The organism is Pseudomonas shirazensis (assembly GCF_014268785.2).
Classification (GTDB): domain Bacteria; phylum Pseudomonadota; class Gammaproteobacteria; order Pseudomonadales; family Pseudomonadaceae; genus Aquipseudomonas; species Aquipseudomonas shirazensis.
The window spans coordinates 927,434-951,163 of the sequence record NZ_JABWRD020000001.1; the positions used below are offsets into that span (position 1 = coordinate 927,434).

The 23,730-nt window shown below is 63.5% G+C and carries 20 protein-coding genes and 1 pseudogene; 8 read left to right on the top strand and 13 right to left on the bottom strand.

All coding sequences use genetic code 11. The features are described from left to right. Positions 1-72 precede the first annotated feature (72 nt). Positions 73-609 carry a sterol desaturase family protein gene (locus HU736_RS03970; protein ID WP_186698254.1) on the top strand — a complete coding sequence of 179 codons (537 nt, stop codon included), beginning with the start codon at positions 73-75 and terminating at the stop codon, positions 607-609. Here HU736_RS03970 and HU736_RS03975 read toward each other — a convergent pair. The 5 genes and pseudogenes from HU736_RS03975 to fni all read right to left on the bottom strand — a co-directional run. After that, a pseudogene (locus HU736_RS03975) lies at positions 554-1,480 on the bottom strand (phytoene/squalene synthase family protein); the annotation flags it as partial. The gene HU736_RS03970 and the pseudogene HU736_RS03975 sit on opposite strands and share 56 nt — an antisense overlap. Beyond that, on the bottom strand, positions 1,477-2,967 hold the full coding sequence (locus HU736_RS03980; protein ID WP_103437228.1) for a phytoene desaturase: 1,491 nt from the start codon (positions 2,965-2,967) through the stop codon (positions 1,477-1,479). The pseudogene HU736_RS03975 and the gene HU736_RS03980, both read right to left, overlap by 4 nt. Then, positions 2,964-4,130: a lycopene beta-cyclase CrtY gene (gene crtY, locus HU736_RS03985; protein WP_186698252.1), complete on the bottom strand. Its 1,167-nt coding sequence runs from the start codon at positions 4,128-4,130 to the stop codon at positions 2,964-2,966. Before crtY ends, HU736_RS03980 begins: the two co-directional genes overlap by 4 nt. Then, entirely contained in the window at positions 4,115-5,401 is a 1,287-nt protein-coding gene (locus HU736_RS03990) for a glycosyltransferase (protein ID WP_186698250.1), read from the bottom strand. Before HU736_RS03990 ends, crtY begins: the two co-directional genes overlap by 16 nt. Next, positions 5,398-6,444, bottom strand: a complete 1,047-nt coding sequence (gene fni, locus HU736_RS03995) for a type 2 isopentenyl-diphosphate Delta-isomerase (RefSeq protein WP_186698248.1) — start codon at positions 6,442-6,444, stop codon at positions 5,398-5,400. Before fni ends, HU736_RS03990 begins: the two co-directional genes overlap by 4 nt. A 165-nt stretch (positions 6,445-6,609) precedes the next feature. Here fni and HU736_RS04000 point away from each other — a divergent pair, with 165 nt between their 5' ends. After that, complete coding sequence (locus HU736_RS04000; protein WP_186698246.1) at positions 6,610-7,590, top strand: polyprenyl synthetase family protein; 981 nt, start codon at positions 6,610-6,612, stop codon at positions 7,588-7,590. After that, positions 7,587-7,811 carry a hypothetical protein gene (locus HU736_RS04005; protein WP_103437233.1) on the top strand — a complete coding sequence of 75 codons (225 nt, stop codon included), beginning with the start codon at positions 7,587-7,589 and terminating at the stop codon, positions 7,809-7,811. Before HU736_RS04000 ends, HU736_RS04005 begins: the two co-directional genes overlap by 4 nt. A 79-nt stretch (positions 7,812-7,890) precedes the next feature. Here the strand turns inward: HU736_RS04005 and HU736_RS04010 are convergent, their stop codons facing one another. Further along, positions 7,891-10,011, bottom strand: a complete 2,121-nt coding sequence (locus HU736_RS04010; RefSeq protein WP_186698244.1) for a TonB-dependent siderophore receptor — start codon at positions 10,009-10,011, stop codon at positions 7,891-7,893. Between the two features lie 162 nt (positions 10,012-10,173). Beyond that, positions 10,174-12,177, bottom strand: coding sequence for a peptidase U32 family protein (locus tag HU736_RS04015; RefSeq protein WP_150569337.1), 2,004 nt, complete (start codon positions 12,175-12,177; stop codon positions 10,174-10,176). Positions 12,178-12,355: 178 nt separating this feature from the next. On the opposite strand from HU736_RS04015, the gene HU736_RS04020 reads away from it, so the two are divergent. From HU736_RS04020 to HU736_RS04030, 3 genes are read left to right on the top strand one after another with little or no spacing between them, the layout of a single operon-like run. Further along, positions 12,356-12,862: a (2Fe-2S)-binding protein gene (locus HU736_RS04020; protein WP_150569336.1), complete on the top strand. Its 507-nt coding sequence runs from the start codon at positions 12,356-12,358 to the stop codon at positions 12,860-12,862. Next, positions 12,859-13,845: an FAD binding domain-containing protein gene (locus HU736_RS04025; protein ID WP_186698241.1), complete on the top strand. Its 987-nt coding sequence runs from the start codon at positions 12,859-12,861 to the stop codon at positions 13,843-13,845. The genes HU736_RS04020 and HU736_RS04025 overlap by 4 nt, the downstream gene beginning before the upstream one ends. After that, complete coding sequence (locus tag HU736_RS04030) at positions 13,845-16,034, top strand: xanthine dehydrogenase family protein molybdopterin-binding subunit (protein ID WP_103437239.1); 2,190 nt, start codon at positions 13,845-13,847, stop codon at positions 16,032-16,034. Before HU736_RS04025 ends, HU736_RS04030 begins: the two co-directional genes overlap by 1 nt. A gap of 54 nt (positions 16,035-16,088) precedes the next feature. Here the strand turns inward: HU736_RS04030 and HU736_RS04035 are convergent, their stop codons facing one another. Both HU736_RS04035 and HU736_RS04040 read right to left on the bottom strand, forming a co-directional pair. Next, positions 16,089-18,173: a TonB-dependent receptor family protein gene (locus tag HU736_RS04035; protein WP_186698239.1), complete on the bottom strand. Its 2,085-nt coding sequence runs from the start codon at positions 18,171-18,173 to the stop codon at positions 16,089-16,091. A 45-nt stretch (positions 18,174-18,218) separates the two neighbouring features. After that, positions 18,219-18,599, bottom strand: a complete 381-nt coding sequence (locus HU736_RS04040; RefSeq protein ID WP_103437241.1) for a RidA family protein — start codon at positions 18,597-18,599, stop codon at positions 18,219-18,221. A 164-nt stretch (positions 18,600-18,763) separates the two neighbouring features. Here HU736_RS04040 and HU736_RS04045 point away from each other — a divergent pair, with 164 nt between their 5' ends. Continuing rightward, a complete protein-coding gene (locus HU736_RS04045) occupies positions 18,764-19,462 on the top strand; it encodes a tRNA (adenine(22)-N(1))-methyltransferase (protein WP_103438769.1) in 699 nt (232 codons plus the stop codon). Positions 19,463-19,466: 4 nt separating this feature from the next. Here HU736_RS04045 and HU736_RS04050 read toward each other — a convergent pair whose 3' ends face one another. Next, a complete protein-coding gene (locus HU736_RS04050) occupies positions 19,467-19,736 on the bottom strand; it encodes a DUF2790 domain-containing protein (protein ID WP_186698237.1) in 270 nt (89 codons plus the stop codon). Positions 19,737-19,856: 120 nt separating this feature from the next. Between HU736_RS04050 and HU736_RS04055 the strand changes: the two genes are divergently transcribed. Then, on the top strand, positions 19,857-20,789 hold the full coding sequence (locus tag HU736_RS04055) for a LysR family transcriptional regulator (protein WP_103437243.1): 933 nt from the start codon (positions 19,857-19,859) through the stop codon (positions 20,787-20,789). Between the two features lie 47 nt (positions 20,790-20,836). On the opposite strand, the gene HU736_RS04060 is transcribed toward HU736_RS04055, so the two are convergent. The 3 genes from HU736_RS04060 to HU736_RS04070 form a co-directional block, all read right to left on the bottom strand. Beyond that, on the bottom strand, positions 20,837-21,118 hold the full coding sequence (locus tag HU736_RS04060) for a hypothetical protein (protein ID WP_186698235.1): 282 nt from the start codon (positions 21,116-21,118) through the stop codon (positions 20,837-20,839). Positions 21,119-21,214: 96 nt separating this feature from the next. Further along, positions 21,215-22,507: an MFS transporter gene (locus HU736_RS04065; protein WP_101319166.1), complete on the bottom strand. Its 1,293-nt coding sequence runs from the start codon at positions 22,505-22,507 to the stop codon at positions 21,215-21,217. Between the two features lie 214 nt (positions 22,508-22,721). Beyond that, the gene (locus HU736_RS04070; RefSeq protein WP_186698233.1) at positions 22,722-23,648 is read right to left on the bottom strand and encodes a LysR family transcriptional regulator; all 927 of its coding nucleotides are present in this window, start codon (positions 23,646-23,648) and stop codon (positions 22,722-22,724) included. Positions 23,649-23,730: the final 82 nt, after the last annotated feature.

Sequence of the window (23,730 nt, forward strand, 5' to 3'; positions counted from 1 at the left end):
CGGCGGCATGCCGCTGCAATACGCTGGGGCATTTGTTGTATGCTCACAGGCATTGCCAGGAGATGCCGCGCCATGTTCACCAGTCTGCTGACGTTTCTGATCACCCTTGCCGCCATGGAAGGCGTTGCCTATCTGGCCCACAAGTACATCATGCATGGCTTTGGCTGGGGCTGGCACCGCTCGCATCACGAGCCACGCCACGGTGTGTTCGAAAAGAACGACCTGTACGCCGTAGTGTTTGCCGGGCTGGCCATCACCCTGATTGCGTTGGGCACTGCCGGCTGGTATCCACTGCAGTGGATCGGTGCCGGCATGACCGGCTATGGCCTGCTCTACTTCATCGCTCATGACGGCCTGGTGCACCGGCGCTGGCCGCTGCGGATCGTGCCGCGCCATGGCTACCTCAAGCGCCTGTACCAGGCCCACCTGATGCACCATGCGGTGCAGGGCAAGGACGGCTGCGTGTCGTTTGGTTTTCTCTACTCGCCTACGATTGAGCAGTTGAAGGCGCAGCTGCGTGCGCGTCATGGTGGACCGTTGCGCGAGCAGCGAGTGGACGCTGCCAAAGCTGCAGCGCCCGTGGCGGATAGCGACGCCAGCCGCGGCTGAGAGCCTGCCACAGGCCACTGGCAACGGCGGCGAGTTTCTCCCCCTTGCTGGTCGAAAGGCGCCCGTCCCAGGCGGCATCACCCGCCGCCAGAATCTTCAGGCCGATGCGCCGATACACCGAACCCGCTGTTGCCACAGCCCATGCTGAACGCCAGGGCAGGGCGCTCAAACCAGCCTGGGCGCTGGCATAGTAGGGCTCTGCCTGCTCCACCAGACGTGTGCCCATGCGCGCCACGGCAGTACGGTGGCGTGGTTCGGCAAGCTGTTCGGCAGTGATCGCAAACTCGTCCAGCCAGACTTGCGGCAGATAGCAGCGGCCAACCTTGGCATCATCGACGATATCCCGGGCAATATTGGTCAGTTGCATGGCCAGGCCAAGGTCGCAGGCGCGATCAAGCACGGCGTCATCGCGTACGCCCATGACCCGCGCCATCATCAGGCCGACCACGCCGGCCACGTGGTAGCAATAACCCAGTGTTTGCTCTAGCGTCTGGTAGCGCTGGCCGGCAACGTCCTGCTCAAACCCCGCCAGCAGGTCGAACGCTTCTGCCTGCGGTACACCATGGCGCCGGGCAACTTCGCGCAGTGCAGCAAAGGCGGGGTCGGTGACCGGCTGATCGGCGCAGGCAGCTGCGGTTTGCTGATACAGGCCGGCCAAACGCTGGCGGGCTTCCTCAGTCTCCAGCACGCTAGCCTGATGGCCGGCTTGCTGGCCGTCGATCACGTCGTCGCAGTGTCGGCACCAGGCGTACAACAGCACTGCGCTGCGGCGGGTGACCGGGTCGAACAGGCGCGAGGCCGCAGCGAAGCTTTTCGAGCCGACGGCGATGCTGTGTTCGGCGTGGGCGAGCAGTTGCTCATCGCCACTCATCGCTGCAGATCCTCGAGCATCAAGCCTGCGGTGGCCTTGGCCGAGCCGATCACGCCTGGCACGCCAGCGCCTGGGTGGGTGCCGGCGCCGACCAGGTAGAGGTTGCTCACCTGGGCATCACGGTTATGCGGGCGGAACCATGCACTCTGGGTCAACACCGGCTCCAGCGAGAACGCCGAGCCCAGGTGGGCGTTGAGCTCGTCACGAAAATCTACCGGGGTGAAGCTGCGGCAAGTGACCAGGTCTTCGCGCAGCCCAGGGATGTAATAGCGCTCGAGGTAATCGAGGATTTTCTCCTGGTAGCGTGGGCCTTCGACCGCCCAATCGACTGGCGCGTTGCCCAGGTGCGGCACTGGCGCGAGCACGTAATGGCTGGAGCAGCCGTCCGGCGCCATGTCCGGGTCGGTCGCGCAGGGCGAGTGCAGATACAGCGAGAAGTCTTCCGGCAGGTTGGGGCCGTTGAAGATTTCCTGCACCAGCTCACGGTAGCGCGGGCCGAAGCAAACCGTATGGTGACGCAGCTGCGGCTGCCGGCGCTTGAGGCCGAAATGCACAACGAACAACGAGTTGCTGAAGCGCTTGCTTTTCAACCGGCGTGCTTCGGATTGACCGCGCCGGTGCGCGCCGAGCAGGTCGGCGTAGGTATGCACCACGTCGGCGTTGGAGGCGATCGCATCGGCCGTCCAGTGGCGGCCGTCGCGGCTGCGCGCACCGATCAGGCGGTCGCCCTGGGTATCGAAGCTGACCACGTCGGCGTTCAGTTCGAGGGTGCCACCGAGGTCGGTGAACAGCCGCGCCATGCCCTCGACCAGCGCGCCGGTGCCGCCTTTGGCAAACCACACGCCCCACTCACGCTCCAAGGCGTGGATCAAGGTGTAGATGGCTGAAGTGGCGAATGGATTGCCGCCCACCAGCAGGGCATGGAAGGAGAACACCTGGCGCAACTGCGGGTTGCGGATGTACTGTCCGACCATGCTGTAGACACTGCGCCAGGCCTGCAAACGGGCCAGTTGCGGGGCGGCATGGAGCATGTCGCGGAAGGTCAGGAACGGCACCGCACCAAGCTTGATATAGCCCTCTTCGAGGACTGCTCGGGAGTACTTCAAAAAGCTCTGATAGCCGGCGACATCGGCCGGCTCCATGGCGTGGATCTGCTGCTCGAGCTCGGCTTGATCGTTGCTGTAGTCGAACTGCGTGCCGTCTTCCCAGCACAGCCGGTAGAACGGCGCGACCGGCAGCAGCTCGACGTAATCGGCCATCGGCTTGCCGGCCAGCTCGAACAGCGCTTCGATCGCGGTCGGGTCGGTGATCACCGTCGGGCCGGCGTCAAAGGTATAGCCCTGGTCGTGGTAGACGTAGGCACGCCCGCCCGGCAAGTCGCGACGCTCCAGCAACGTGGTGTGAATCCCGGCCGCTTGCAGGCGAATGGCCAATGCCAGGCCGCCGAGGCCTGCACCAATCACCAGCGCGGTTTTGCCTTGGGTCATGACTGCTCCTTGAAATGCTGTGGAGAATGGCGCAACGCCGCCCGTAGCGCTTGGCCGACGGGGACTGGCGGTTTGCCCGAAAGAATGCGCAGGCGATCAGCCGCAGAGCTTTGGCCTGCATAAAAACGTGCGATCAAGCCTTCCGGCAGGCGATAGAAGCGCTGCATGACCTGCCAGCGCTGCTGCGCGCTGCCAGCCAGGAACAGCATGCGATTGAGCAGCCGATAAAAGCCCTGGCCGCGCCAGCGCTGTGCTAGATACGTGCCTATCGCCCGGTGCAGTTGCGCACTGCTGTCAAACGGCTGCGTTGCCAGCCAGTCGGCCAGGCGCACCGCCTCCGGCAGTGAATAACCGGTCGTACAGTGGCACAGCCCGGCGCGTAGCCCGGATGAGACCTGGCCGTGCTGCTGCGCCCACCAGGCCGGAAAGTCTTCTGCCAGGGTGATCGGCAAGTCGCCTTGTTCTTCGCGCAGGCACTCGGCGACCCGCCAACCGTGCTGACGCAGATAGTCATCGATATTGCTGCGCAACAGCGCTGCAACTGGCGGGCTGTGGTCGACGTAGTGGGTGTCCTCGATCAGCAGGGTATCGGCGCTGAACGGCAACACGTAGACAAAGCGGTAACCGTTGCCCTGGGCGACTCGGGCATCCATCAGGATCGGTGCTTGCAAGCCGTGGGGCTGCTCAAGCCGCAGCACCTGGCCTAGAAACGCCTGGCGGCCAAGCACCCGGTGCGGGCTGGCCTCGGCGCCACGGCCATCGATGGTGACCCGCGCCTGCAGCACCTCGCCGCTGGCCAGGGTGACCTGCTCCGGCGCAAGCGAGGTGATCTCGCAGCCGGTACGCAGTGCCGGCCCCAAGGCCTGGGTGATGACCTCGGCAAAGCGCTCGCTGGTGATGCTCGCATAGCCACTGGCCAGGCGCCGCGACAAGTGCGGGAAGTGCACGTGGTAGGCCGGCCAGCGCTTGACCACCAACGGCTCCAGCCAACGCTGCTGGGCGGGCGTAAGGTCGGCATCATGGAACGACCAGGTATGGTTGCCACCCAGGCTGGCGTCACGCTCAAGGCACAGCAGTTTCAGCTCAGGCCGCAGTTGGCTCAGGCGCCAGGCGATCAGGCCATTGGCCAGGCCGCCACCGGCAAGGATCAGGTCGTAATGCATGGTGAGTTCTCTGCCAGTATCGGTTGTTGACTGCGCAGTGCAGCCTCGACGATGTCCGCCGCCTTGGCCACGCCACCGGCTGTGGCCAGTTCGCGCTGCAGCGCAGTCAGCCTGGGCAGCGGTTCGCGCAGCAGGTGGGCGAGGGCGCTGCGGATGGCGCTGACACTGGCCCGTCGCGACAGCGCCACGCCCAGACGATGATAGGCAACCCGCGCCGCCACGCCCGGCTGATCGAATGCAATCGGCATGACCAACAGCGGCGTGGCCGCGGCGATGGCATCCAGCACGGTGTTCAGGCCGCCATGGCTGATGACCACGTCGGCGCGGCGCACCGCCCATTGCTGGGGTGCGAAGTCGGTCACGAAAGTAGCGCCCTGTTGCCGCAACTGCGCTTGCTGAGCGTGATCGAGGCCGCCGCAGTGGGCGATCAGCAGCTGCACATCCAGCGTCTGACAGGCCTGGCTGATCTTGCTGAACAACTCGAAGCGATGGCCCTGCAGGGTGCCCAGGCTGGCAAACACCAGTGGCCGCGCCGGATCCAGGGGCCAGTCGGCGGCGTCCTGCTGCGCCGCCACCCGCAGCGGCCCGACGGCATGAAAGTGCGCCGGCAACGCCTGGCGCGGGAAATCAAAGCTGGGCACGGTCTGGCTGATTTGCGCCAGCGGCGACAGCCAGTCATGCAAACCCTCACGTTCGACCAGGCCATGTTCGCGGCAGGCTTGGCGCAGCACGCGCCCCAGTGGCTGCATCAACCAGTCGAAGACCTCGGTGCTGCCGCGGTACAGGCGCCGCTTGAAGCGGCTTTGGCCGTAGTCGAATGGCATCACCGGCAAGGGTATGCCGGGTTCGCGGTTGATCGGCAGCGCGCAGGCGATGGATATCCAGGGAATACCCGCCACTTCCGCCGCCAGCGCCCCGGCCGGCTCCATCTGGTCACAGAGCATGGCATCCACCTGCTGCGCAGCGAGCGCCTCGGGCAGGCAGGCGCAGAGCATCGCGCCGGTGCTCGCCAACTGGTCGATCAAACGGCGCAGATGCATCGGCCCACTGGGGATGGCGGCCAGGCGCAAGGTCTGTTCAAGATGGTCGTCGGCCAGCCGCCCGTGGCCAACCGCGACAAAGCCGATGCGTGGGTCGCTGAGCCAGCGCTGCGCGGCAGGTTGGTGAAAAAAACTCACGCGGTGGCCGCGCTCGACCAGCTCCCCGGCCAGCGCCTGCAAGGCCTGGAAATGGCTGGGGTAGGGCGGGGCGACCACCGCAAAGTGACTCATGACAGGTCCAGCCCGGCCGCCAGCAAGCGCGCCCGACGCAGCGCTGCCAGGTCACGCGAGCCGGTGCAGAAGCACGCGACGCGCAGCTGGCGAATGATGATCTCGAAGTGCTCGACCACCGCCTCGGTCGACTCGGTGGCGGCCTGCAACACGCCGGCTGCCTGACCGACCAGATCAGCGCCGAGGCGGATCGCCTTTGCCGCATCGATGCCGTCACGAATACCGCCGGAGGCGATCAGAACGCTATTGGGCAAGGCCCGGCGCAATGTCTGCAGACACAGCGGCGTCGGAATGCCCCAGTCCGCGAAAGCCATGGCCACAGCGCGATCGGCGTGGGTGCTGGCACGCTCGGCTTCAACCGCTGCCCAGCTGGTGCCGCCGGTGCCGGCCACGTCGATCACCTGCACGCCGGCCGCGAGCAGGTCGCGGGCCACGCTCGGCGAGATCCCGGCGCCGACTTCTTTGATGATCACTGGCACCGGCAGCGCTGCAGTCAGCGCCGAGATCTGCGCGAGCACGCCACGCCAGTCGCGGTCACCTTCGGGCTGCACTGCTTCCTGCAGCGGGTTGAGGTGGATGATCAAGGCGCTGGCTTCGAGCATATCGACGGCGCGTCGGGCCAGATCCAGGCCGTCGGCTTCGCGCAGTTGCGCCGCGCCAAGGTTGGCCAGCAGCGGGATATCCGGGGCCAGCCGGCGTAGCTCGCGGGTCAGGCCCTGGTCGTCGGCGCTGCGCAGGCTGACTCGCTGCGAGCCGACACCCATGGCAATCCCCAGCGCCTGCGCAGCCTCGGCCAGATGGCGGTTGATGCGTGTGGCGCGCTCGGCGCCACCGGTCATCGAGCTGATCAGCAGCGGCGCGCGCAATGGCATACCCAGCAAGGAGCTGCTCAGGTCGATGCTGTCAAGGCACAGTTCAGGCAGGGCGCAGTGCTCGAAACGGACCGCGGCCCAGCCTGCATCGGCATGCGCGGTGGTTTTATCTGCGCCCAATACGATGTCAAGATGATCGTCCTTGCGCTGGCTCAACACGCTTTTTTTCATTCCGGCTCCGCTGGCAATGAATCATTGGGTGAAAATCATGGCCTTACCTTGTACAACGCTAGTAGCTTTGTACAGCTATGCTGGGAAACAGTACAGTTCTGGCAACGGCCCCTGATAGTCGTTCCGTCAACTCGCGGCCAAGACCGCACCACCGAAGAGGCCAGGATGACCACTATCGCCCGCACAACCTCGGCCACTGACGCCGACTTCGCTGTTTACCTTGCTCGCATGCGGGCAGAGCTGGACAGCCGCCTCAGCGCGCTGCTGCCAGAGGTCAGTCACGAACGCGATCTGCTCGCCGCCGCCATGCGCGACAGCGCCCTGGCGCCGGGCAAACGCCTGCGTCCGTTGCTGTTGCTGCTGACTGCCGAGAGCTTAGGTGGTTGTAAAGCGGCAGCGCTGGATCTGGGCTGTGCGATCGAGATGGTGCACGCCGCCTCGCTGGTGCTCGATGACTTGCCCTGCATGGACAACGCCGCGCTGCGTCGTGGCCGGCCCACGCTGCACCTGGCGTTTGGCGAGGACGTTGCCATCCTTGCCGCCATTGCCTTGCTGTCGCGCGCCTTTGGCGTGGTGGCGGCGCTACACACGGTCGAGCCGGAGCAGCGCAATCGCCTGATCGCGATCATGTCGCAAACCATCGGTGCCCACGGCCTGGTCAAAGGCCAACTGCAAGACCTGCGTGACGGTGCAACAGTGCGCAGTGCCGAGCAGATCGCCGAGACCAATCAGCTCAAGACCGGCGTGCTGTTTGCCGCGATCATGGACATGGCCTGCCTGCTCGGCCACGCCCATGAAGGCGTGCGGCAGCCTTTGCAGCGCTTTGCCAGCGAGCTGGGCCAGGCGTTCCAGCTGCAGGATGATCTGCGCGATTGTGACCCGGACACCGGCAAGGACCTGGGCAAGGACGCCGGCAAGTCGACACTGTTTGCCTTGTGCGGCGAAACCCAGGCGCGCCATCGCCTGCACAGTCACCTTGAGGCTGCCGAGCAGTGCCTGGAGCAGGTATTTCTTGCCGAGCAACCGATTGGTAGCCTGCTGCGTGCAGTGTTCGCCAATGTACGTTCACCCTTGGCCCAATCAAACTTTTGCGCCAGCGTGCGATCTGCAGAAGTACAGGTAGATATCTCAAGGAGCACGCCATGACCGACCACGACCCGCAACACACCGGCGACAAGGTGCCACGTCCACTGTCCTCCGAGCAGACCCAGCAAGGCCAGCGCGTAGAGGGCAAACCGCTGGAGCGGCCGGACCCGGACACCGAAACGGTCGACAAGGTGATTACGCCCACCTCGATCAAGGAGCTGGAAGAGCAGACCGCAGAGATCGAGCGGCGCCTTCGTGAGGCGCGGGAGAAGGGTTTGTAATTGCTTGAAGGCCAGCCTGCTGATTGCCAGCAGGCTGGGACGCTTGGCACCGCGCCTGCAAGGGCGCGGTTGATCAACGTCAGAAGGTATAGGCAACCCCGGCCTGCACAGTGCGTGGCTCACCTGGGTAGGCGTAGCGGTTGAACGCGCTTTCGTCATAGCCTTTGTTGAATACGTTGCGCACATCCAGATTCAGCCGCACATGCTCGTTCAACTGATAGAAGCTCAGCAGGTCGACCACGGTGTATTGCTCCATGGTGTAAGTGCTGGCGGCCGTCTGACCCTGGCGGTCATCCACGTATTTGACGCCCATGCCCATGCCGAAACCTTTGGCCAGGCCGTCCTGGAATTCGTAGGTGTTGAGCAGGCTGAAGCTATTGCGTGGGATGTTGGCCAGACGGGTGCCGGTAGGCAGGGTCGTGTCCTTGGTGACTTCAGCATCCACATACGCGTAGCCACCGATTACCCGCCATTCAGGCGTCAGGTTGCCGGCCACGTTGATATCCAGGCCACGGCTGCGGACTTCACCGGCGGCGACTTTGAAATCGGCGTTCGAGGGATCATTGGTGAGCACGTTTTCTTTGACGATGTGATAGATCGCTGCGTCAACGCTCAGTTGGCGATCCAGTGCCTCCCACTTAACGCCTAACTCGTAGGATTTGCCTTTTTCTGGATCGAAACCGCCCCCTTGGAGGCTTGCTCCGCTATTGGGCTTGAACGAGCGCGCAGTGTTTGCGTAAACCGCGACGGTATCGGTCAGGTCGTAGATCGCACCCAGGCGTGGGGTGACAGCGTTTTCTGCCTTGCTGAAATCACGGGTAGTGCTCAGGTAATCTTCATACTCGTGTTCGAAGCGTTCCAGACGTACGCCGGCCAGCATTTTGAAGCGCTCGGTCAAAGCGACTTGATCTTGGACAAAGGCCGACCAGGTTTTCAGGTTTTCTTTGTCGTGAGTCGTAGGACCTACCAGAGCAGGGCGAGGCTGGCCGAGCACCGGGTTGTAGATATCAATAGGGTAAGTGCCTGGGACTGTAGAGGATCGAACGATAATCGATTTGTAGTCATAGTCCTCATACTCAACACCTGTCAGCAAGGTGTGAGCGAAGCCTGCGGTTTCGAAGTGGCCGGTCAGATTGAGCTGGTAGTCACGATCAGTCCACTCTAGCTTGCGGTAGTTGAAGTTGCGTTGCAGGGTGCGTCCATCGGCAGGCGGGCCATTGGCCTCAACCGCATTCCCTTTCAAACTCCCATCAAGCCACTGCATACCGCCAGCCAGGGTCCAATTGTCATTGAGCAGATGCTCAAAGCGCAGCTGGGCCATGTTGTTGTCGTTGTGCAGCAGGTTGTCGCTGCCTTTTTCCCAGACGTTGGTGTCACGCGAGGCGCTGCCGCGCTGGGTGTCATAGCGGGTCAAACCACGGTCGAGCGGGTGGTTGTTGCGCATGAAATCGCCTTCGAAGACGATCTTGGTGCTGTCGTTGGCCTGCCAGCTGAGTACCGGGGCGACGTCGTAGCGCTCGCTGTCAACGTCATCGCGGAAGCTCTCGCCGCCTTCGCCCAATACGTTCAGGCGATAGGCCAGGCTGCCGTCCTCGCTGAGCGGGCCAGTGGCGTCCAGTGTTGCACGGTGCATGCCCTGGTCATCGAACTGGCTGCCTAGGGTCACTTTGGACTCAGGCAGCGGCTGTTTGCTGACGATGTTGAAAGTGCCGCCGGGATCGCCACGGCCATACAGGCTGCTGGCCGGCCCGCGCAGCACTTCCAGGCGCTCGACGGTGTTGGCGTCCGGCGCGTTGGGGTAGCCGCGGTTGATCGGGAAGCCGTTGCGGTAGTACTCACCGGTGGTGAAGCCGCGCACGGTGACGTTGGTCAGGCCCTGGCCGCCGAAGTTGTTGGCCCGGCCCACGCCGCCGGCGTAATCCAGCGCGTCCTGCAGGCGGGTTGCGCCAGTGTCTTCGAGCACATCCTTGGGTACCACGCTGACTGACTGCGGGGTTTCATGCAGGGCGGTATCGGTGCGGGTAGCGCTGGCCGAGCGGGTGGCGCGGTAGCCGATCACAGGGCCATCGGCGCGTTCGCGCTCGCTGGCGGCATCGATGTTGACGGCTTGCAGCTCGACCGTTTGGGCCGGTTCGGCATCAGCCAAAGCCACAGGGGAGATAACATTGAGCAGACAAAGGGAAACGAACGCACGGCGCATGGACGATACGATCCTGGCAGGGGGAAGATGCGCGGGATCATATCTGGAAACAATTCTCGTTTACAGAAATATTTTGCGTACTAACGTACCAGGTTTTGGCTGCAATCGTTGGGGTGATTGCCGAGCGAGCCGCAGCGCTGACAAAGCGCTGCGGCAGGCCGATCAGTGCGGAGCGCGGATGATCGTCTTGAGCAGGTCTTCCGGGCTGATATGCCCAACCACCTGCTGCACGCCGCCACTGCCTGGCGAAGGCAGGTCGATGATGTGCGAGCGCATCTTGCCGACAACATGCATCTCACACGGCTTGCAATCGAACTTCAAGGTCAGCACTTCATCGCCCTGGATCAACTGCATCGGTGCGACCTTGGTGCGTACGCCGGTCACGCCTTTGGCCTGTTTCGGGCACAGGTTGAACGAGAACCGCAAACAGTGCTTGGTGATCATCACCGGCACTTCGCCCAGCTCTTCGTGAGCCTCGTAGGCGGCGTCGATCAACTGCACACCATGACGGTGATAAAACGCCCGTGCCTTCTCGTTGTAGACGTTGGCCAGGAACGACAGGTGCGATTCCGGATACACCGGCGGTGGGTTGCTTTCGGCCTTGCGTGCACCGCGTGGGTGGGCAGCGATCCGTGCTGCGGTCAGCGCCTCGATGGCCTCACGGCGCAGGGCCTTGAGCTGCGAGTTGGGGATGAAGAACGCCTGCGGTGCATCCAGCTCGATAGCGCTGGCGTGGTACTGGGTGGTGCCCAGTTGGCCGAGCAGGTCATGCAGTTGATCGAGCGCCTGTTGCGGCTTGTTGGCCGGGCCAAACGGGCCGTCGAGGGCGACGCTGACGCTGATGCCTTCTTCACTGGTGGCGGTCAGCTGCAGACGCTGTTCGCTCAGTTGCGCCTGCCAGGCCACACCGACCCGGCGTTCAGCGGAGGTGCGCTGCAAGGCCTGCTGCCAGTTGTGATCGAGGTTGCGCGACAGTGGATGGTTCGGCTTGAGCCGGTACATGCCATCCGGCATCTCGTTGGGCTCGACCCGGTAACGGTAGCGCGGTGCACCGTCTTCCTCGAACTCGCCCTTGAGCTCGGCGATGTTGGCGCGGAACCCCACTACTTCGCGCTTGACCAGCACGTTGAGGCCGTCACCGTTGCTCAATGGCACCTCGGTGACCACCTGCATGTCACGCTTGCCGACCTTTTCCACCACGCCTACCGGTAGGCCGGTGAAGGTGGGCGAGTCGAACGCGCCGATGTCGATCTTGCGGTCGCTGACGAAGTAGTCGGTGCTGCCGCGGTGGAAGGTCTTGTCCGGGTCGGGCATGAAGAAGTGTTCGGTGCGGCCACTGGAAGCTCGCGCCAGCTCGGGGCGGTTCTCCAGAATCGCATCGAGCTCTTTGCGGTAATGGGCAGTGATGTTCTTCACATAGCCCATGTCCTTGTAGCGGCCCTCGATCTTGAACGAGCGCACGCCGGCATCGACCAGATCGCTGAGGTTGGCGGTCTGGTTGTTGTCTTTCATCGACAGCAGGTGCTTCTCGAACGCTACTACTCGGCCCTGATCATCCTTGAGCGTGTACGGCAGGCGGCAGGCCTGCGAGCAGTCGCCACGGTTGGCACTGCGCCCGGTCTGCGCCTGGGAGATGTTGCACTGGCCGGAGAACGCCACGCACAGCGCGCCATGGATGAAGAATTCGATGGCCGCATCGGTTTCGCTGGCAATCGCGCGGATCTCTTGCAGGTTGAGTTCCCGCGCCAGCACCAGCTGGGAGAAACCGGCCTGATCAAGGAAACGCGCCCGAGCCAGGGTGCGGATGTCGGTCTGGGTGCTGGCGTGCAGCTCGATCGGCGGGATGTCCAGCTCCATCACCCCAAGGTCCTGCACGATCAACGCATCAACGCCGGCATCGTACAGCTGATGGATCAGCTTGCGCGCTGGCTCCAGCTCGTTGTCATGGAGGATGGTGTTGATGGTGGTGAACACCCGCGCATGGTAGCGCCGGGCGAACTCCACCAGTTCGGCGATCTCGCTGACTTCGTTGCAGGCGTTGTGCCGCGCGCCGAAGCTCGGGCCGCCGATATAGATGGCGTCAGCGCCGTGCAGGATGGCTTCGCGGGCAATCGCCACGTCGCGGGCAGGGCTGAGCAGTTCCAGGTGATTCTTGGGCAAGGACATGGCTTTATTTTTTCGGGCTGTCACGGTTTAGGCGGGCATTGTAACGGTGAAACGCTCACGCGGCACCTGCGCACTGCCCGATGGTGAGCCGGTACTGGTCAATTAGCTTGAACGCCTGCGCTTGCCACCCGGTCGTACCTGAAAACATAGCCCGACCGACCGTGATGAGGCCCCGACCATGAGCGACACCCCGACCGACCCTAGCGGCCAGGCCATCAGCCTGACCTTGAACGGAACGCCCCGGCAGCTGCAGGTGCAGCCCTGGACCACCCTGCTTGACCTGCTGCGCGAGCAGCTCGACCTGACCGGCACTAAGAAAGGCTGCGACCACGGCCAGTGCGGCGCCTGCACGGTGCTGCGCAATGGCCGCCGGGTCAACGCCTGCCTGACCCTGGCGATCATGTGCGATGGCGACCAACTGACCACCATCGAAGGGGTCGCAGACGGCGACAGCCTGCACCCGCTGCAACAAGCCTTCATCGAGCATGATGCCTTCCAGTGCGGCTACTGCACCCCCGGGCAGATCTGCTCGGCGCTGGGCATGGCCAACGAAGGCCGCGTGCGCAGCCGTGACGATATCAAGGAAGCCATGAGTGGCAACCTGTGCCGCTGCGGTGCCTACAGCAATATTCTCGATGCCGTGGAAGCGACCTTGCCGTTGATTCATGGAGGGCCGCGGCCATGACTCCGTTCCAGTACAGCAAGCCCACCAGCATCGACGCTGCTTTGGCCCTGACCGGCCCACAGGCGCGGTTTATCGCTGGCGGCACCAACCTGCTCGACCTGATGAAAGAAAACCTCGACCAGCCCGAACACCTGATCGACATCACCGGCCTGCCGCTGGACCAGGTCAGCCAAACCGAGGCGGGCGGGCTGCTGATCGGTGCGCTGGTAAGCAACGCCGACCTGGCCTGGCATCCCCTCGTCGAACAGAGCTATCCGCTGCTCAGCCAGGCGATCCTGGCCGGTGCATCGCCGCAGCTGCGCAACATGGCCAGCACTGGTGGCAACCTGCTGCAGCGCACCCGTTGCTACTACTTCTATGACGCCAGCACGCCGTGCAACAAGCGCGAACCTGGCTCGGGCTGCCCAGCCCGTGATGGCCTCAACCGCATCCATGCGATTCTCGGCGCCAGTGGCAGCTGCGTTGCGGTGCACCCCTCGGACATGTGTGTGGCGCTGGCAGCGCTGGAGGCGCGGGTACATGTGCAGGGCAAGGCTGGCGTACGCCAGATCGACTTTGCCGACTTCCATCGCCTGCCGGGTGACAGCCCGCAGCGCGACAACCAGCTGGCATACGATGAGTTGATTACCGCCATCGAGCTGCCGGCGCCGCAGTTCAGCCAGCACAGCCACTACCTCAAGGTCCGCGATCGGGAGTCCTATGCGTTTGCGCTGATCTCGGTTGCCGCCGCGCTGGAACTGGACGGCGACAACATCGTCAGCGCGCGGTTGGCACTCGGCGGGGTTGCGCACAAACCTTGGCGCAACCCCGCAGTCGAGCAAATGCTGCAGGGCCGTGCTGCCAGCAGCGAAAGCTTTGCCGCAGCGGCAGACATGCTCTTGGCTGATGCCAAGCCACTGGCGCACAACGCCTTCAAGATCAAGCTGGCCCACGCGGCCATCGTCCGCGCCTTCACTGAAGCTGCCGCAACAGGAGTTGCCTGATGAATACCTTGAAACCCGTTAGCGGCCAGCCCATGGACCGCGTCGACGGCCCGGCCAAGGTCACCGGTCAGGCCCGTTACGCGGCCGAATACCCCACCACTGATTTGCTCCATGGCAGCGTGGTCTCGAGCACCATCGCTCGCGGCCGCGTGCGCCATATCGACTGCGAGGCAGCATTGCGCCTGCCAGGCGTGGTGGCGGTGCTGCACCATCAGAACCGGCCAAAGCTGGCGGGCGAAGATGAGCAGTACGAAGACGCTGATTCGGCCGATGGCTCGCCGTTTCGCCCGCTATACAACGACCGTGTGCTCTACAGCGGTCAGCCGCTGGCACTGGTCGTCGCCGACAACCTCGAACTGGCCCGGCATGCCGGCACGCTGGTGCGCATCGAATACGAAACCGACGCCCATCAGACCGATCTGCTTGCCGGGCAGGCCCATCCCGCGCCGGCTGAGCTACCCAAACCCCGCGGCGACTTCCAGCAAGCCTATGACGCTGCCAAGATCCGGGTCGATGCCACATACAGCACCCCTATCGAGCATCACAACCCGATGGAGCCGCACGCGTCCACGGTCATCTACCACCCAGGCGGCAATCTGGAAGTCCACGACAAGACCCAAGGTACGCAAAATTGCCGTGATTACCTGCACAGCGTGTTCGGCTTGCCCAAGGAGAAACTGCGAGTATTCGCGGCCTATGTCGGCGGCGCCTTCGGCTCTGGTTTGCGCCCGCAGTATCAGTTGCCACTGGCAGTGATGGCGGCGCTGCAACTGCAGCGCTCAGTGCGCGTCACCCTGACGCGCCAGCAAATGTTCACCTTCGGCTACCGCCCACGCACTGTGCAGCAGTTGCGCCTGGCCGCTGACGCGCAGGGCAAGCTGCAGGCGATCCATCATGCGGCTACCGGCCAGACCTCGCGTTTCGAAGACTTCACCGAGCACGTGGTCGAATGGAGCGGCATGCTCTACCAGTGTGACAACGTGGCCCTGGACTACCGCCTGGTGCCGCTGGATGTCTACACGCCGCTGGACATGCGTGCCCCCGGTGCGGCGCTGGGCTTGATCGGCCTGGAGTGCGCGATGGACGAGCTGGCAGTGGAGCTGGGCATGGACCCGGTCGAGCTGCGCCGGCACAACTTTGCCGAGAGCAACGGCAACGAGGGTAAACCGTATTCCAGCAAAGCCCTGCTGGACTGCTACAGCCAAGGTGCCGAACGCTTTGGCTGGGCCGCGCGCAATCCGCAGCCACGCAGCATGCGCGAAGGCCATGAGTTAATCGGCTGGGGCATGGCCGGCGGGGTCTGGGAAGCGATGCAGATGAAAGCCAGCGCCCGTGCGCGCCTCGATGCCCACGGCCAGTTGGTGGTGAGCAGCGCGACCACCGATATCGGCACCGGTACCTATACCGTCATGACCCAGATCGCGGCTGACGCGATGGGCATGGCGCCGGGCGAGGTGACCTTCCTGCTGGGCGATTCGGCGCTGCCGACCGCGCCATTGCAGGGCGGCTCGTTTACGGTGTCATCGGTCGGTTCAGCAGTGCGCCAGGCCTGTGAAGTGCTGCGTGGCAAACTGCTGATGGCGGCGCGCAGCTGCTACCCGGAGCTGGCCGGTCATCCGGCTGAGGACATGGTTATCAGTGAGGGTGAGCTGCACGCTGGTCGCCGCCGTTATCCGCTGGGCGAGATACTGCCGCGCAGTGGTCTGGAGGCGAAGGTGGTGTGCGAGCCCGATGCCCGCCGTGACGGCTATGCAACGGCAACGCACTCAGCGGTATTCGTTGAGGTGCGGGTCGATGAAGAGCTCGGTACGGTGCGTCTTGGGCGGGTGGTCAGCGCGATTGCAGCGGGGCGGGTGATCAATCCGAAGATGGCCCGCAGCCAGATTCTCGGTGGGGTGGTCTGGGGCGTCAGCATGGCGCTGCATGAAGAGACCTTGATCGACCATGAGCTGGGCCGCTACATGAACCACAACCTGGCTGAGTACCACATTCCGGTACAGGCGGATTTCGCTGACATCGATGTGCTGTTCGTAGATGAACCGGACGAGATCGTCAACGCGCTCGGCTCCAAGGGCGTGGGCGAGATCGGCATCGTCGGAGTGCCAGCGGCGGTGGCCAATGCGGTGTATCACGCAACCGGCAAGCGGATGCGTGAGTTCCCGTTGACGATTGATCGAGTGCTTGGTTGAGGCTGACTCCGGCTGCAGCGGCCTGGATCGAGGCTGCTGCAGTCGGGGCAGCGGTCAGAACTGGTATTTCATGCCGGCGCCGGCGTACCAGGAGCGGCCGGGGGCTGCTTCGTAGTAGCGCTGGTTGCCATCGCCGACAATCACCGAACCGACGTATTGGCGATCGGTCAGGTTGTCCAACCGCAGCAGTTGATGGAAGGTCCATGGGCCAAGGTTCTGCTCGAAGCGCGTGCGCCAGTTGAATACGGTATAGGCCGGCGCAGCAGTCTGTTGATTGCTGTCCTCAACGTAGACTTTGCTGCGATATTGGCCCTCAAGGCCCATGCTGATCCCTGGATGCGGTTTCCATACGAGCTCGGTATATAGACTGCTGCGCGGTACGCCAGGCAAATTGTTGCCTTTCTCGATGGTGCTGCTGCCTTGGCTGACGGATTCGTCATAGGTTGCATCAAGCAGCGTGTAGGCGATGTTGGCCTGCCATTGTTCGCTCAGCTCCCGTTGTACACCAAGCTCCAGGCCGCGTCGCAGTGTCTGACCGGCGTTTTGGTAACTGGTGCGACCGTTGCTTGAAGCAAATACCACTACTTCGTCTTCGGTCTGAATCTCGAACAGCGCCAGGTTGATCCGGGTGCGCTCGTCCGGGCGGGCTTTAAGGCCGATCTCGTACTGCGTGCTGGTCGCGGGCTTGAGGCCGAAGTTGAAACCTTCCGCAGCCCCCGGTGCGTAGGCCATTTCGGCTTGGGTAGGGGTCTCGAACGCCTTGCCTGCGCTGACATAGCCGTGCAATTCAGGCGTGAAGGCATACATTACCGACAGAGTCGGCGTGGTGCGCTGATACTTCTTCGAGCCACTGGAGTCGCCATTGGCCAGATACTTGTCGTTGACCTCCATTTCCATGCTGCTGCGGCGCACGCCAGCATCCACGGTCCAGCGGTCGAGTTCCCAGTGGGCTTGTAGATAAGGGTCGAGGCTGGTGGCGGTGTCCTTCTCGTCGCGACGCAGTTCACCTTTGACGCCCAGGGTGTCGCCGCTGAAGTTCTGGAAACCGCGGCGGTCGTCCGTGCTGCGGTCGTAGTCAGCGCCGGCAGTGAGAGTCAGGGCACCGTAGGCGACTTCGATCGGTTGAATCCAGCGCAAGGTGCCACCGTGGAACTCCCGGTCGAAATCGACCACGCCACCGCCACGGTTGTTGGGCGCTGTGCCTTGGGGGATGGACAGATACTGAATCACACTACGCTTGCCCGCATACAGATTGAACTGCAACGTCGCGTCACCGAAGTAACGCTCGTAATTCATCCCAACTTGCTGGTGATGGATGCTTTTGCGCGTGTTGTATTCTTCGGCGCGGCTGCTCACTGAGCGGGGATCATCCTTGTAACCTTGCCAGGTCTGTCCCAACGGGTCCTGGGTGCCGTTCTGCTCCAAAGTGCTGAAGATCAGTGCCAGGCGGCTGTCTTCATCAGGGCGTACATGCACCTTGGCAAAGGTCTGGTCGCGCCGCGCCGCACTGTGGTCGCGGTAGCCGTCGGTGTCCAGCCGGGAAGCATCGAGGACAAACCCGGCGTAGTCGTTGCCGCCCTCACCGTAGACATGGTTCTTGTTGAAGCCATCGCTGCCAAAGGTGGTGTCGACGCCGACCTTGGGCGCCCCAGCACCATCGCGGGAGAACATCTGGATCACCCCGCCGGCATTGCTGCCGTAAATCGCCGACGCAGGGCCGCGCAGCACTTCGATGCGCTCGGCCACATCGAGGTTGAGCGAGGCTGCCTGGCCCTGGCCGTCGGGCGTACTTGCCGGGATTCCATCGCTGAGCAGCTTGATCCCGCGAATGCCAAATGCCGACCGAGCGCCATACCCGCGAGAAGATATCTGCAGGTCCTGGGCGTAGTTCTGACGGTTCTGCACCACCAGCCCGGGCACGCGATTGAGCGCCTCGGACAAGTTGACCCCCAACTGGCCATCAGCGATCTGCGCGCGTTCCACGGTGTCGATGGAGTAGGGCAGGTCGAAGCTCTGGTTGGGTGCATAGGTGCCTGTGACCACCACCGGCTCGAGCAGGTTGAAGGTGGTCGCAGGCTCGGCATGGGCCAGGCTGCACAGGCCGAGGGTTGGCAGTAGAACGGTGAAATGGCGACGCATGGGGCTTCCTGCTGCTTCAAAACGGTGGTGACGGGTGGGCCAGGGTCAGGCCTTTGCGGCCATAGCGGTTACTTCGACGCGCATACCTTCTACCGCCAATGCCGCCACGCCAACGGCCGCTCGGACCGGCCATGGCTGGCTGAAGAAGCGCTGGTACACCTCGTTGAATGCAGGCCGGTCGGCCATGTCGGTGAGGTAGATGGTCAAGTGCAGCACACGGTCCATGGAACTGCCAGCGCGCTCCAGCGCAGTTTTCAGCGCCTGCAGGGTGCATTCGCTCTGCTCGACAATACCGCCCAGCTCCAGGCTGCCGTCTGCCCGGGTCGGGATCTGCGTGCTCACCAGCAAATTGCCGAAGCCGGTCACGTCGGACGAGATTGAGTCCGGGTCTGGGTCTGGAATGAAGGTGATGTCTGCATTTGCCATGGGAATAGATGCCTAGCACGGGAGGAAAGGCGCAAGCCTACGTGAGCGAGCCGGGCCGGTCGAGCCGCCGCTGGGCCATTGAAATTGAAATAGTAGGCATTGCCGGTCAGAATCGCGGCCATTTGGCCGAGCGCACAGCCTCGGTTATGCAGAAGGAACAGGGCTTGAACGAACACACACTGTCGCAGCGCCTGGAGCGGGTCGCGGCGAACGTGCCGGCATCAGCGCGGCTGGCGGATATTGGCTCGGACCACGGTTACCTGCCGGTGGCGTTGATGCTGCGCGGGGCGATCGAGTTTGCCGTGGCTGGCGAAGTGGCGCAGACGCCGTTTCACTCGGCGCAGCGCAAGGTGCGTAAAAATGGCCTGGAGCAGCGTATTGCCGTGCGCCTGGCGGATGGCCTGGCGGCGATCGAGGCGGGTGACCGGATCGATGTGGTCAGCCTGTGCGGTATGGGCGGCGAGACCATGTGCGAGATATTCGAGCGCGGCAAGCACTACCTCACCGGCACCGAGCAGTTGATCATGCAGCCCAACGGTGGCGAGCAGGAGCTGCGCACCTGGCTGATGAAAAACGGTTACCGCATCGAGCATGAAGAGGTGCTGCGCGAGAACCGCTTCGACTACGAAATCATCGTTGCCGTGCCGGCTGCTGACGTGGTCTACACGCCGCAGCAGCTATTGTTTGGCCCGTGCTTGATGGAGCAGCGCAGCGAGGCGTTTCTGGGCAAGTGGCGCCGCGTGCTGCGTCAGCGCCAGCAGACCCTGGCGCACTTCGAGCATGCGCAAGAGGTGCCGCAGGCCAAGGCCCGGCTGTTCAGCGAACAGGTCGAGTGGATTACTCAACTGCTGGCCGGGGCCTGATCGATTACATCTGCGAGCAGTTGCCCATCTCGCGGAAGCTGATGTCGTGGCGCTGGCCTTGCTGGTCCAGATAGGCCATCCGCGCGGTGCCCACCTTGCAGTCTTCGATGTCGCTTGCCGGGGTAATGGAGATCACCTTGGCAACGTCCAACGGCATGCCGTAGTGGTACTGCTCAACCGCTGCGGGTGCTGGTTGTTGATTGCCCTGGTCCGCGTAGGCAACGGTGGTGGCCACTGAGCTGAGAAGGGCAAAAATTGCGATAACGGCTTTCATGATGAGCTCCTCGATTACGTATGAGCCATGATGCATTGCTTGGCGATTCACAATAAATGGCCTGCAACGTGATAGATTGCTGCTCTTGATGTACGAATTAAACTTCAGGAGCGCGCTTCCATGGACATGCTGCATGCCATGCGGACTTTCACCCGGGTAGTCGATTGCGGCAGTTTCGCGGGCGCCGCCAATGCCCTCGACATCTCTGCCGCCCAGGTCTCACGCATCGTCGCCGAGCTCGAAAACCAGTTGCAGACTCGCCTGCTGCACCGCACTACCCGGCGCCTGCGCATGAGCGAGGCGGGCGAGCGTTTCCTTGAGCGGGCGCGGCAGATCCTGTTGCTCAGTGAAGAAGCCATGGACGAGGCGCGCGGTGCCCACCTGACCCCGCGCGGGCGGCTGCGGGTGCACTCCACCCATGGCTTGGGCCTGCTGATGATGCCGCTGGTGGCGGCCTATCAGGCGGCCTGCCCGGAAGTGGTGATGGAGCTGACCCTCTCGCAGCGCAATCCCGATCCGCTTGATGAGGGCCACGACGTGGTCATCACCATCGGCCGCGGCTTGCCGGATTCGCAGCTGATTGCCATCCCCCTGGGCGGCATCTACAGCATCCTTTGTGCCTCACCTGACTATCTGGCGCGTCACGGAGTGCCCGAGCGTCCAGAGGACTTGCAGCAGCATGTGTGCATGCGCATGGGCGACCCATTGTTCGAAGAGGACTGGGTGTTTGAACAAGCGGCCGAGAGCTGCGTGATTCAACCGCAGCAGACCTTCCTGACCAACGTCGCGGATGCCATGTTGCAGGCTACCGAGCTGGGTATGGGGATTGGCTTGATTCCGTATTTTTCCGCGACCAGAGCGATCGAGCAGGGACGGCTATGCCGGGTCTTGGCGCCGCATCGCCTGCGTCAGCGGGAGATTTATGCGATCTACCCGTCCCGGCACTATCTGGATGCCAAGGTGCGGACCTGGCTGGACATGCTCAAGGAGCAATTGCCGCTGATGTTCCAGGCGCATGAACAGATAGTCGAAGAACAGCGCCACTGGCGCTGATTGAACTGAAGCGCGGCGCTGCAGGTTTCCCCACAGCGCCCCTGCGATCAATGATCGTCTTGCTCGGCACTGCTCGAGTCGCTTGGCCCAGGGGTCTTGCCTTCTGCGCCATCGGAATCGGTACCGGTATCGCTGCTGTCATTATCCGGGCTTCCGCCTGGTGTGTTGACGCTGCTGCCGTCACCGGCGGTGCTGCCACGCGGTTGGTCGCCAGAGGACTGTTCAGTGGTGGACTTGCCGCTGTTCATGTCTGTGGCAGCAATGCTGACGGTAGAAGCAAGGCCCAACGACAGGGCAAGAACTAACGGAAGCGGGCGGAAGCGAACCATGGTGAATCTCCTATAAGGATGATCGTCATGTGTTCGGCCACGCCAGCGGGGGCAGGGTGCCCGTCGGGCGACGAGCGGTCATGCCCCCGGCGCGGGTCAGGCGTGTTCTGCAGCAGGCGCCGGCGCCTGGGTTTCAGCCATCGATGGGTGCTCCTGCACAGCATGGCGCAGTTCTTCGGTCACCCGCAGTTCGGCGCCACTCGGCGAGAACGTGGTGCTCGCAGCAAACGGCGCGGGATGCTCCGGTGCCGGGCGCTTGCCGCGGCGCCAGAGGAAGAAGCTGACCATGGCCAGGTTGATCACGGCAAATGCCCAGAACAGGCCGACTTCGCCGTACGAGGTCATCACCGGCGAAATCGCCAGCGGCGCCATTGCCGAGCCCAGCGAGTTGATCAGCAGCAGGCCCTGGATCATCGGCACCAGCGCATCCGCTGGGGCGCGGTCGGCAGCGCTGCTGACCGACACCGGGTACACCGCGAACACACAGCCGCCGAGCAGGAACAGCATTGCTGGCAACAGCACCGAGTTGGCCGGCAGCAGGCCGATCACCAGCGACAGCACGGTGCACAGCGCGGCCAGCGTGATCAACACATCCTGGCGGTCCTTGCGGTCGGACCAGCGCCCCACCGGATACTGCAGCAGCATGGCGCCGAGAATCACCCAGGCCATCATGGTGCCGACTTCACCCACCGCCAGACCGATACGCTGCAAGTACAGCGGCAGCAAGGTATACACCGCGGCGATTGCCACTCCCGATCCAAAGCAACCGACCAGACCGGTAGGGGCCACGCCCAGCAGTTGCCGGGGTTTGAGCGGTTCGACCTGATCGAGCACCGGCGATACCTGCGGCAGGATCACGATCGGCAGCACCGACAGCGCCGCCAGCATGCCGGCAACCATGTATGGCGCGCTGGCGCCCAGGCCAGTGATCTCGCCCAACGCAGCCTGAGCCAGCACGCCAGCACCGTAGAAGGCGATCATATAAAGGGCCAGCAGGCGCCCGCGGATCTTCGCGTCGCCGGCCATCAGCAACCAGCTTTCAATCACCAGAAACACGCCGACGGCAGCCCAGCCGTTGATCAGGCGCATGGCCATCCACCAGGTGGTGTCGTAGAACAGGCCCTGCATCAGGCTGGTGGCGGCGATCAGCGCGGCGAAGCTGCTGTAGGCTCGGATGTGGCCGATGCGCAGGATCAGCCGGTCATTGAACAGGGCGCCCAGGGTCAGGCCGATGAAGTAGGCCGAAGAGACGATACCGATCATCGTCGCCGATTCGCCCGCCGTACCCAGTTGCAGTGTGGTCAACGAAGACATGAAACCATTGCCCAGGGCCATGATGAACAGCCCAAGCAGGGGCGCCAGCGCCATGGCCAGCAAACGCGGAGACATACATACCTCAAGAAGAAATCAGCAGATGTGTGCCTTTTTGCCGCGCAGGCTGGGCCGGGCCGTTGCGGACCGGTAGCGAGGGTGCCTGTAGCAGGGTGACTGGCGAAAAGGAGGCGCGATTTTAAGCGTTATCCTGGATTTGCCAAGGGGGCTGGCCCTGCGACCATCCGCCGCAGGATCAACGGTCGGGGTGTTGATGCAGCAGCCCGCGCTGTCAGGCGTGGCCATCAGCCAGCCGTGGCGGCTGAAACAACTGCCGAATCAACTCGCGCAACCAGCGATTGCCGCTGTCCTGGTGGTAGCGTGCGTGCCAGTGCTGCTTGACCGTGAAGCCGTCGACCGCAAGCGGGCAATCGGTCATCTGCAGGCCGTGCATGGCGGCGAGTGTCTGGCCGATATGCCGAGGGAGCGTCGCGAGTAGGTCGGTCGAGCCGACCACCATGCCCAAACCGAGAAAGCCGGGCAGCTCAAGCATCACCCGGCGCTCGATGCCGGCCCGGGTCAGAGCCGCCTCGAGCAATTTCTGGCCGGTGCCGGCACTGACTTGCACGTGTCCCTCGGTCCGGTAGCGGGTGATGCTCATGGGCTCGCCTTCGGTGGCATGCTTGGGGTTGCTCAGGCACACCCAGTCCTGCTCGAACAACACCTGCTGGTACATGCCGCCGCCCAGCCAGGGCACAAAACCAATGGCCAGGTCGGCTTCGCCTGATTCCAGCGCGCTTTCGGTATTGCCGTCGATGCGTGCCGCTTCCAGGCGGATGCCCGGCGCGTGCGAGCGCAGATGATTGAGGATGCTCGGCAGCAAGGTGATGTGGCTGGCATCGCTGACGCATAAGCGAAAACGCCGCTGCGCGGTCGCGGCGATGAATTGTGGCTCGGAGGCGGTCAGTCGGCGCAGCGATTCGAGCACCTCACGGCACGGCCCGATCAACTGGTCGGCCCGCGGCGTGGGCGCCATGCCGCCGGGGGTGCGCACAAACAAGGGGTCGTTCAGCTGCTCGCGCAGGCGTGCCAGCCAGATGCTGATGGTGGGCTGGCTCTGGCCCAGTTGCTCGGCGGCGCGGGTCACGCTGCGGCAGTTGTAGAGGACATCGAACAGGCGCAGCAGCTTGGGATCTGGCAGGGCATCCAACGACGTCATTATTGTAATTCTCAATAGTGCTATTGAGGCCATTGTATAGCCCAAATAAGCCCGCCTGCCTAATGTGGTCGCAAAGCACAGG

Bases quoted from the DNA above. Each gene is read 5' to 3' on its own strand.
- HU736_RS04015 (WP_150569337.1), bottom strand. From the start codon at position 12,177: ATGTCCTTGCCCAAGAATCACCTGGAACTGCTCAGCCCTGCCCGCGAC.
- HU736_RS04055 (WP_103437243.1), top strand. From the start codon at position 19,857: ATGGACATGCTGCATGCCATGCGGACTTTCACCCGGGTAGTCGATTGC.
- HU736_RS04020 (WP_150569336.1), top strand. From the start codon at position 12,356: ATGAGCGACACCCCGACCGACCCTAGCGGCCAGGCCATCAGCCTGACC.
- HU736_RS03990 (WP_186698250.1), bottom strand. From the start codon at position 5,401: ATGAGTCACTTTGCGGTGGTCGCCCCGCCCTACCCCAGCCATTTCCAG.
- HU736_RS04050 (WP_186698237.1), bottom strand. From the start codon at position 19,736: ATGAAAGCCGTTATCGCAATTTTTGCCCTTCTCAGCTCAGTGGCCACC.
- HU736_RS04010 (WP_186698244.1), bottom strand. From the start codon at position 10,011: ATGCGCCGTGCGTTCGTTTCCCTTTGTCTGCTCAATGTTATCTCCCCT.
- HU736_RS04005 (WP_103437233.1), top strand. From the start codon at position 7,587: ATGACCGACCACGACCCGCAACACACCGGCGACAAGGTGCCACGTCCA.
- HU736_RS04070 (WP_186698233.1), bottom strand. From the start codon at position 23,648: ATGACGTCGTTGGATGCCCTGCCAGATCCCAAGCTGCTGCGCCTGTTC.
- HU736_RS04060 (WP_186698235.1), bottom strand. From the start codon at position 21,118: ATGGTTCGCTTCCGCCCGCTTCCGTTAGTTCTTGCCCTGTCGTTGGGC.
- HU736_RS04000 (WP_186698246.1), top strand. From the start codon at position 6,610: ATGACCACTATCGCCCGCACAACCTCGGCCACTGACGCCGACTTCGCT.
- HU736_RS03980 (WP_103437228.1), bottom strand. From the start codon at position 2,967: ATGACCCAAGGCAAAACCGCGCTGGTGATTGGTGCAGGCCTCGGCGGC.
- HU736_RS04040 (WP_103437241.1), bottom strand. From the start codon at position 18,599: ATGGCAAATGCAGACATCACCTTCATTCCAGACCCAGACCCGGACTCA.
- HU736_RS04065 (WP_101319166.1), bottom strand. From the start codon at position 22,507: ATGTCTCCGCGTTTGCTGGCCATGGCGCTGGCGCCCCTGCTTGGGCTG.
- HU736_RS03970 (WP_186698254.1), top strand. From the start codon at position 73: ATGTTCACCAGTCTGCTGACGTTTCTGATCACCCTTGCCGCCATGGAA.
- HU736_RS04035 (WP_186698239.1), bottom strand. From the start codon at position 18,173: ATGCGTCGCCATTTCACCGTTCTACTGCCAACCCTCGGCCTGTGCAGC.
- HU736_RS04025 (WP_186698241.1), top strand. From the start codon at position 12,859: ATGACTCCGTTCCAGTACAGCAAGCCCACCAGCATCGACGCTGCTTTG.
- crtY (WP_186698252.1), bottom strand. From the start codon at position 4,130: ATGCATTACGACCTGATCCTTGCCGGTGGCGGCCTGGCCAATGGCCTG.
- HU736_RS04030 (WP_103437239.1), top strand. From the start codon at position 13,845: ATGAATACCTTGAAACCCGTTAGCGGCCAGCCCATGGACCGCGTCGAC.
- fni (WP_186698248.1), bottom strand. From the start codon at position 6,444: ATGAAAAAAAGCGTGTTGAGCCAGCGCAAGGACGATCATCTTGACATC.